The 8,166-nt window shown below is 59.2% G+C and carries 9 protein-coding genes; 4 read left to right on the top strand and 5 right to left on the bottom strand.

The genetic code is table 11. The features are described 5' to 3' along the window. A partial coding sequence (locus JBE38_RS27395; protein ID WP_282959547.1) for an RHS repeat-associated core domain-containing protein occupies window positions 1-514 on the top strand: 514 nt, incomplete at its 5' end. Between the two features lies 1 nt (window position 515). After that, window positions 516-899, top strand: a complete 384-nt coding sequence (locus JBE38_RS27390; protein WP_205345587.1) for a hypothetical protein — start codon at window positions 516-518, stop codon at window positions 897-899. A gap of 135 nt (window positions 900-1,034) precedes the next feature. On the opposite strand, the gene hemB is transcribed toward JBE38_RS27390, so the two are convergent. The 3 genes from hemB to JBE38_RS27375 form a co-directional block, all read right to left on the bottom strand. Then, complete coding sequence (gene hemB, locus JBE38_RS27385) at window positions 1,035-2,009, bottom strand: porphobilinogen synthase (RefSeq protein ID WP_060752444.1); 975 nt, start codon at window positions 2,007-2,009, stop codon at window positions 1,035-1,037. A gap of 131 nt (window positions 2,010-2,140) precedes the next feature. Further along, on the bottom strand, window positions 2,141-2,983 hold the full coding sequence (locus JBE38_RS27380) for a PhzF family phenazine biosynthesis protein (RefSeq protein ID WP_205345586.1): 843 nt from the start codon (window positions 2,981-2,983) through the stop codon (window positions 2,141-2,143). Between the two features lie 17 nt (window positions 2,984-3,000). Further along, the gene (locus JBE38_RS27375) at window positions 3,001-3,699 is read right to left on the bottom strand and encodes a glutathione S-transferase N-terminal domain-containing protein (RefSeq protein WP_060752442.1); all 699 of its coding nucleotides are present in this window, start codon (window positions 3,697-3,699) and stop codon (window positions 3,001-3,003) included. A gap of 165 nt (window positions 3,700-3,864) precedes the next feature. On the opposite strand from JBE38_RS27375, the gene JBE38_RS27370 reads away from it, so the two are divergent. Next, window positions 3,865-4,566, top strand: a complete 702-nt coding sequence (locus tag JBE38_RS27370) for a hypothetical protein (protein ID WP_060752441.1) — start codon at window positions 3,865-3,867, stop codon at window positions 4,564-4,566. A gap of 44 nt (window positions 4,567-4,610) precedes the next feature. Continuing rightward, on the top strand, window positions 4,611-5,666 hold the full coding sequence (locus JBE38_RS27365) for a permease (RefSeq protein WP_205345585.1): 1,056 nt from the start codon (window positions 4,611-4,613) through the stop codon (window positions 5,664-5,666). 334 nt (window positions 5,667-6,000) lie between these two features. Here JBE38_RS27365 and mnmH read toward each other — a convergent pair whose 3' ends face one another. Together mnmH and selD are read right to left on the bottom strand one after the other, a co-directional pair. Continuing rightward, window positions 6,001-7,104: a tRNA 2-selenouridine(34) synthase MnmH gene (mnmH, locus tag JBE38_RS27360; RefSeq protein WP_205345584.1), complete on the bottom strand. Its 1,104-nt coding sequence runs from the start codon at window positions 7,102-7,104 to the stop codon at window positions 6,001-6,003. Then, complete coding sequence (selD, locus tag JBE38_RS27355; protein WP_205345583.1) at window positions 7,104-8,138, bottom strand: selenide, water dikinase SelD; 1,035 nt, start codon at window positions 8,136-8,138, stop codon at window positions 7,104-7,106. The genes mnmH and selD overlap by 1 nt, the downstream gene beginning before the upstream one ends. Window positions 8,139-8,166: the final 28 nt, after the last annotated feature.

Raw genomic sequence — 8,166 nt, 5'->3', positions numbered from 1 at the left:
TCGGTACCTGACGCCGGATCCGGTGAAGCTGGCGGGTGGGATCAATGCGTACCAGTATGTGCCGAATCCTACGGGGTGGGTGGATCCGCTCGGGTTGAGCACGTGTCCTGGTGGGGATGGGTGCAAATCGGCCACCAAAGCTAAAGACCCAAGCACAAAGACAAAGATCAGTGATGAGCCATCCAGTCCTTCGATTTCAAACACTCCGCCTGCAATGGGGTATCACAAGGAAACTTATGCCCATGAATCAATTAAACCGGAGGAGGCAACCCGGAAGTGGGAGGAGTTTTTAGGGCCAGAGCCTCATACGAACACAAATCCACGCACCGGTAAGCCTGATCGAGACAGGATAGTTTCCAATGACGCTAAGAGAAGTATTCGTTATGGATCTCATGAGATGAACAGCAAATCAAGCAAACACCACTATCATGAAGAGACATGGACGTTGGAGCTTAAGTCCAACACTATGAATGTGGATAACACTGTTGTAAGAGTTCCACTACCGAAGAAGTGAAATGAAGATACGAGTCAGCGAAGTAATTTCTGATGCGAACACTATACGTGTGTCCTTCTACTCGCCTGTAGGAAGTGGCACCGCTTTATGGATGGGTATCTCACCAGCTATCGGCGAGGAGCAGGATGTCGAACTCGATTTGGATGAGGTTTTTACTTGGGGGAAAAACATCATCCCCTCCTCACGTAAGACCCCAAAAATCAATATTATAAACGGCCTTACCCAAATAACGGCTCAAATCATCCAGAACCCAGATGGCGAATGGACAGCACTAAAGCTCGGAGACTCAATAGTCCTTATTGAGCTTGATGAGTTACCCACTCAGAAGTCCGGGTTTGTCGAGCTAAAAGCGACCAAAATCCACCTATATCCAACAAGCATTTAATTACTTCCTCGTCACAAAACTAGAAATAGGCGAATTTATTTAGGCTCACCAAAATGAGAACCTACATAGGTTCGAAGTTAAGCAAAACAAACCTGTGCGGAGCAACCTCCCCCGTCACAGGCTTGCGCAGTCCCCTTAGATCCCCGCCAACGCCAGGTCCATCGCAAAATACGTAAAAATCAAATCCGCCCCGGCACGCTTGATCGACCCCAGCGTCTCCCGCACCACTCGCGCCTCATCGATCGCTCCGGCTTGTGCGCCGAACTTGATCATCGCGTACTCGCCACTTACCTGGTAAGCCGCCACCGGCAGGCGTGAGGCTTCGCGGATGTCGCGGATGATGTCGAGGTAAGCGCCGGCTGGCTTGACCATCAGGGCGTCCGCGCCTTCCTGTTCGTCCAGCAGGGATTCGCGTACCGCTTCGCGGCGGTTCATCGGGTTCATCTGGTAGCTTTTACGATCGCCCTTGAGCGCGCTGCCGCCCGCTTCGCGGAACGGGCCGTAAAGGGCCGAGGCGAATTTGGTGGAGTAGGCCATGATCGGGATGTGAGTGAAGCCTGCGTCATCCAGGGCACGGCGGATGGCCTGGACCTGGCCGTCCATCGCCGCCGACGGTGCGATGACGTCGGCACCGGCACGGGCGGCGGCCACGGCTTGCTTGCCGAGGTTGGCCAGGGTGGCGTCGTTGTCGACGTGGGCACCGTGCATCACGCCGCAGTGGCCGTGGTCGGTGTATTCACAGAAGCAGGTGTCGGACATCACGATCATTTCCGGTACGGCGTCCTTGATGATCGAGGACATGCGCGAAACCAGGCCACGCTCCTTCCAGGTATCGCTGCCATCGGCATCCAAATGATGAGACACGCCGAAGGTCATCACCGACTTGATCCCGGCACGCGCAAAGCGCTCGATTTCACCGGCCAGTTTCTTCTCGGGGATCCGCATGACACCCGGCATGCTGGTGATCGGCACGAACTCGTCGATTTCTTCTTCGACGAAAATGGGCAATACCAAGTCGTTAAGGGTGAATTCGGTTTCCTGGAACAATCCGCGTAACTGCTCAGAGCGGCGCAGGCGGCGTGGACGGGCTTGTGGGAACTGGCTGGTCATGGTTTTCCTGGCTGAAGGCTAAAAACAGTAGAAGCAAAATCTTTGGGGCCAAAGCTTATGCCCCGAGGCCCCGGCAGCACAAACGCCAAGGGGCCAACAGTGTATTGCGTGGCGCGTAACAATTTATTGATCTAGAGCTGTACGCGTCCGTCGATACAGCCTGTCACCGCGCCACCGATCCAGATTTCAGCGCCTTGGCGTTCAACGTAAATGCGCCCCGCTCGCCCGATGGCCGTGCCTTGGCTGACCACGTAGCGCTCGGGCGCCAGGCCCTCACCCAGTAGCCACTGAGCCACGCCGGCATTCAAACTGCCGGTGGCAGGGTCTTCCGGAGCACCATCACCGGCGATGAAAGCGCGCACTTCAAATTGCGTGTCTACCGGATCATGTTCAGGGTCACAGGGAGCAATCACACCCACGGCCAAGCCCTGCAGTTGCGCATAGTCCGGTTGCAAGGCCAGTACCTGGTCGCGCCCAGCCAGCATCACTGCCATCCATCCCGCCCCATTGTCGACCCACTGACTGCGCACAATCGCCTCCGGGGTCAAACCGAGCCCCAGGCGCACGCGCTCCAACAGAGCGGCGTCAACCGAACCGGAACGCAACAATGGCGGTGCGATAAACGCCAACTCATTGCCTCGACGTCGGATCCGCACCAGGCCGATTTCGCACTCCTGGATGATCTCTTCGCCCTTCGGAAGGCCCCCCGCTTGCAGCCATGCATGGCAGCTCCCCAGCGTGGGATGCCCGGCAAACGGCAGCTCAGTGAGGGTGGTGAAAATCCGCACCCGGTAATCGGCCCGCGCATCACGCGGCTCCAGCAAAAAGGTGGTTTCGCTGAGGTTGGTCCAGTTGGCAAAGTCAGCCATCTGCCGATCGGTAAGGCTGTCGGCGGCCAGCACCACCGCCAGTGGGTTACCTTTGAGCGGCACGCCGCTGAATACATCCAATTGCTTGAAATCGAAAGTCCGCATATTCAACTCTTCAGGGCTCAGCCAGGAATGCTCAGGCCACGGATCACCGCCGGGCGCGCCACAAACCCGTCCAGCACACGCAACACGTTGGGGAAATCGGCGATTCCCACCAGATCACCCGCCTCGTAGAACCCAATCAGGTTACGAATCCACGGGAAGGTGGCGATGTCGGCAATGCTGTAGTCATCGCCCATGATCCAGGTGCGGCCCAGCAGGCGTTTTTCCAGTACCTCCAGCAAGCGCCGAGACTCCGCGACGTAACGGTCACGCGGGCGCTTGTCTTCATAAGCCTGGCCGGCAAACTTGTTGAAAAAGCCCACCTGGCCGAACATCGGGCCGATACCGGCCATCTGGAACATCAACCATTGGATCGTTTCATAGCGCGTGGCCGGGTCTTCAGACAGCAGTTGGCTGGTCTTTTCCGCAAGGTAGATCAGGATCGCGCCGGACTCGAACAACGCCAACGGCTGACCGCTCGGACCATTGGGGTCGATGATCGCAGGGATCTTGTTGTTGGGGTTCAGGGACAGGAACTCGGGGGATAGTTGGTCCTGCGTCTCGAAGCTGACCTTGTGCGCTTCATACGGCAAAGCCAGCTCTTCCAGCATGATCGACACTTTGACGCCGTTGGGCGTCGGCAACGAATACAGCTGCAGGCGCTCCGGATGCTGGGCGGGCCATTTGCTGTTGATCGGGAAAGCGGCAAGTGCATTCATCGGAAAATTCCCAGGCTTAAAACCCCCATCATAGTCATCCGGGCCTCGCCCTGCATGGGTCATCATTACGCAACATAGCCAAGCTAGGCTGCCGCGCAGGCGAACCAACGCGCCAAAATGCACTCTTACGTGCGCCAAAACGTTGAAAGCAGACTCGAACTGACAATGACCATTTCACCTTTGCGCCTTGCGCAACGATTCAAACGCTACACGTACATACTGCCATCATTGCTGTTACTCGGCGGAGCAATCGGCTTGGTCCTCGAATCCCCGCTCATCAATGCCGGGCCGGTGGATGGCGTGCAAACGCTGGTGTTCCTGCGCCATGGTGAAAAGCCTGCCGGCGGCCTGGGCCAGCTCAACTGCCAGGGCCTCAACCGCGCGATGAACCTGGCCAGCGTGTTGCCGGAAAAATTCGGCAAGGCCAACTATGTGTTTGCCTCCAACCCGACGCGCAATGTCGAGGAAGGTGAGCATGACAATTCCTACAGCTACATTCGTCCATTGATGACCATCGGCCCCAGCGCCATCAAGCTCGGCCTGCCGGTGAATATCAAGTTCTCCGCCAACGACACCAGCGCCCTCGCCGACGAACTGGTGGAAGACAAGTACCACAACTCGATCATCTACACCGCCTGGTCCCATGGCTACCTGCCGGAACTGATCAACAAGGTCGCCAGCGAAGCGGTGGGCTCGAAGTACACCATCGCCCACGACTGGTCCGGCAACGACTACGACACGTTGTATGTGCTGACGCTGACCTGGCACAACGGCAAAGCGTCGTTGCTGAGCCGCAACTACCAACAGGGCTTGAACAATGGCCAGCAGACCTGCCCGGATGCCACCCAGGTGAGCGCTGACATCTGAGGGCGTATGATGCACCGCTATTGACTCAGCTTCGGATCATCAGCATGCCCAACCTCACGTCTACCCAGCCCGCCCGGGGCTGGTCTTTCTGGTGGAAACCCGCCCTGTTCCTCCTGGTTGCCTGCGTCGGCCTGTACTACGTGAAGTGGTCGCCCTACTACTTCAAGGCATTCGTGGCAGCGGATAACCACAGCATTGGTGCGTCAATCCTCAACGATCAACAAACCGCGCCGCTGATGGCCGCGCTGGCGTATGCGCAGGTGTATTTCCTGGCCATCTGGAAAGCGGCGGTGCTGGCGGTGATTCTCGGCTCGCTGCTGCAAGTGTTGATTCCCCGCGACTGGCTGCTGCGCCTGTTTGGCAAGGCCGGGCTGGGATCGACTGTGCGCGGCGGGCTGTTCGCACTGCCGGGGATGATGTGCAGTTGCTGCGCGGCGCCGGTGGCGGCAGGCATGCGCCGTCAGCAAGTATCGGTGGGAGCGGCGTTGGCGTTCTGGATTGCCAACCCGGTGCTGAACCCGGCCACCCTGGTATTCATGGGCTTTGTGTTGGGCTGGGGTTTTACGGCCTTGCGCCTGGTGGCGGGGATTGTGCTGGTGGTGGGCGTGTCGCTGGTGGCCCAGCGCATTGCGCGACCGGAGCAAGTGCCGGATGCCGCATTGGAGGCGGTTTCTGAGGTCAGCACCGTCGAATCGCAGCCGTTCCTGAACCGCTGGCTGCGCACCCTGTGGCAATTGTTCTGGAGCACCATCCCGGTCTATATCCTGGCCGTACTGATCCTGGGCGCAGCGCGAGTGTGGTTGTTCCCCCATGTGGATGGGGCCATGGCCAACAGCCTGCTCTGGCTGGTGCCATTGGCGATTGTCGGCACCTTGTTCGTGATTCCGACCGCCGCCGAGATCCCTATCGTACAAACCATGATGACCCTCGGCATGGGCACCGGCCCGGCAGTGGCCTTGCTGATGACCTTGCCGAGCGTGAGCCTGCCGTCACTGCTGATGCTGCGCAAAGACTTCGATGCACGGGTGCTGGTGACGGTGGCCGGGTTGACCATGTTGGTGGGTGTGGTGTGTGGGTTGATCGGGGCCGTCATTCTCTAGTGACTCTCAGAGGCTGGTGGCACTGCGACAACCGGGGTATCTGTGCCAGGTTGAAACCTGTGGCGAGGGAGCTTGCTCCCGTGGCGGTTTGTCAGCCGACCGGGATGTTAGGTAGATCGCGTACATATCCATTGCTGCGGTAACGGCGGCTTATGGTTCCGCTCTTACAGCGGGTCACTTTTGGAAGGACCCAAAAGTAACCAAAAGGTCCTTGCCCCACCACTCGGCACCTCGCTCAGGCTCGGTGTGCCCGAACACAGGCTTGAATCCGTGGGGCGCCGTCATGCGGGCAAGACCGGATAGATTTGATCAGATGCGGATTGTCTGTATCGGCTCAGAAAGATCGACCCAGCCTTTCACGCAGATACTCAACCACTGCGCCCTGCTCTCCCGAAAACTCGATCCGGGCGCCTTTGCTTTGCTTTTGAAAGGCGTACATCGGGTCGTAGTACTCGCGCAGCAACCCTTCGATCCACTCCCGGTGCAGGTCGACTGCACCACTGCGGGCCTGTTCCGCCAAGGCGTCCTGCAGGATCGCCTGTAGCCGTTGGAAGCGTTCACCGCCCAGGCGCTTGTGAATATTGGCCAGGCCCTGGGTCAGGCGCTCGGCAAAGCGGGCCTGGCCGGTTTCGCCATGCACCTCGATGAATTCTGCGCAGAGTTCGACCACGTAATCACGCAGGATTCGCTCAACACGCCCCTCCACGCTGTCTTCGAGCCAGACCATCGGAAACGTCTGCATGCCTTTGTGCAACGGCAATGGCAGCGCGCAACTGCCGATCATGCGGCTCTCGTCCTCGACCACAAACTGTTCGATACCGACCGCGCGTTTTTTCAGCAGGTCCACCGCCAGGCGATTTTCGAAATCGATGTTGGATGGCTGCGCCGTAGCGCGCTTGCCGAAGCTGGAACCGCGGTGGTTGGCATGCCCCTCCAGGTCCAGGGCATTGCGCAACTGGCCGAGCACTTCGGTTTTGCCGGTGCCCGTCATGCCGCCCAGCAATACAAAATCACATGCGTTCGTTGCCTGTTCCAGGGTGTCCAGCAGGAAGGTGCGCATGGCCTTGTAGCCACCGCCGACGCGTGGATATTCAATACCCGCCTCGGTCTTCAACCACTGCTGCACAATCTGCGAACGCAGCCCACCACGAAAGCAATACAAGTACCCGTCGGGATTGGCCTTGGCGAACTGTGCCCACTGCTCGATGCGCTCTGCCTTGATCGCCCCGGACACCAGCTCATGCCCCAGCACAATGGCAGCCTGCTGGCCTTGCTGCTTGTAACAGGTGCCGACCCGCTGACGTTCGTCATCGCTCATCAGCGGCAGGTTGATCACCCCGGGGAACGCGCCCTTGGTGAACTCGATCGGCGCACGGGTATCCATCATCGGCCGGTCATTGAGGAAGATGTCGCGGTAGTCGGTGAAATCAGTCGCCATCAAAACACCTCTACCGCGTGGGTCTGTCGCTCACCCAACGCGCCAATAGACTCAAGGCTCAAGCCCATTTCGGCGGCCACTGCATGAAATTCGGCGTCGCCCTCCGGCGTCACGGCAATCAACAGGCCACCACTGGTTTGCGGGTCACACAGCACACGCTTGTGCAATTCTTGAAGGCGCCCCAGCTTGCTCGCATAACTGTCGAAGTTGCGCAACGTGCCACCGGGCATGCAGCCTTGATCCAGATAATGCTCGACGCCCGGCAGCAGCGGCACCTTGGCGTATTCGATGCGCGCCGTCAGGCCACTGCCGTCGGCCATTTCCACCAAGTGGCCGAGCAGGCCGAATCCGGTGACGTCCGTCATGGCCGTCACGCCGGCCAACTTGCCGAAACGGCTGCCCGGCTTGTTCAGGGTGCACATCCAGTCACGGGCCACACCCACATCGACCTCGCGCAATTTGCTCTTCTTTTCCGCAGTCGTCAGAACGCCGATGCCCAGCGGCTTGGTCAGATACAACTTGCACCCGGCCGTGGCGGTGTCGTTGCGCTTCATATGGCGCTTTTGCACGATCCCGGTCACGGCCAGGCCAAAGATCGGTTCCGGCGCGTCGATGGAATGGCCACCGGCCAGCGGGATGCCCGCCGCGTCACATACCGAACGGCCACCGCGGATGACCTCCCGGGCAATCTCCGGTGCCAATACGTTCACCGGCCAGCCGAGAATGGCAATGGCCATCAGCGGGTCGCCGCCCATGGCGTAGATGTCGCTGATGGCATTGGTCGCGGCAATGCGGCCGAAGTCGAAGGGGTCATCGACAATCGGCATGAAGAAATCAGTGGTGGAGACCACGCCCCGCTCGTCGTCGATGGCGTAGACCGCCGCGTCATCGCGCGAAGCATTCCCCACCCACAGGTTGGGGTCGAGATTCTGCGCGCCACTGCCGGCCAGGATCACTTCCAGCACCTGGGGCGAAATCTTGCAGCCGCAACCCGCGCCGTGGCTGTATTGGGTGAGGCGAATAGGCTCGTTCATGGAGGACCTCAAGCTATCAAGTGGGTGG

Source organism: Pseudomonas sp. ICBG1301 (genome assembly GCF_016918385.1).
Lineage (GTDB): Bacteria > Pseudomonadota > Gammaproteobacteria > Pseudomonadales > Pseudomonadaceae > Aquipseudomonas > Aquipseudomonas palleroniana.
This window is presented reverse-complemented; position numbering and strand designations above follow the sequence as displayed.

Excerpts from the sequence above, each read along its gene's own strand:
- JBE38_RS27390 (WP_205345587.1), top strand. The coding sequence starts at position 516 with ATGAAGATACGAGTCAGCGAAGTAATTTCTGATGCGAACACTATACGT.
- hemB (WP_060752444.1), bottom strand. The coding sequence starts at position 2,009 with ATGACCAGCCAGTTCCCACAAGCCCGTCCACGCCGCCTGCGCCGCTCT.
- JBE38_RS27380 (WP_205345586.1), bottom strand. The coding sequence starts at position 2,983 with ATGCGGACTTTCGATTTCAAGCAATTGGATGTATTCAGCGGCGTGCCG.
- JBE38_RS27375 (WP_060752442.1), bottom strand. The coding sequence starts at position 3,699 with ATGAATGCACTTGCCGCTTTCCCGATCAACAGCAAATGGCCCGCCCAG.
- JBE38_RS27370 (WP_060752441.1), top strand. The coding sequence starts at position 3,865 with ATGACCATTTCACCTTTGCGCCTTGCGCAACGATTCAAACGCTACACG.
- JBE38_RS27365 (WP_205345585.1), top strand. The coding sequence starts at position 4,611 with ATGCCCAACCTCACGTCTACCCAGCCCGCCCGGGGCTGGTCTTTCTGG.
- mnmH (WP_205345584.1), bottom strand. The coding sequence starts at position 7,104 with ATGGCGACTGATTTCACCGACTACCGCGACATCTTCCTCAATGACCGG.
- selD (WP_205345583.1), bottom strand. The coding sequence starts at position 8,138 with ATGAACGAGCCTATTCGCCTCACCCAATACAGCCACGGCGCGGGTTGC.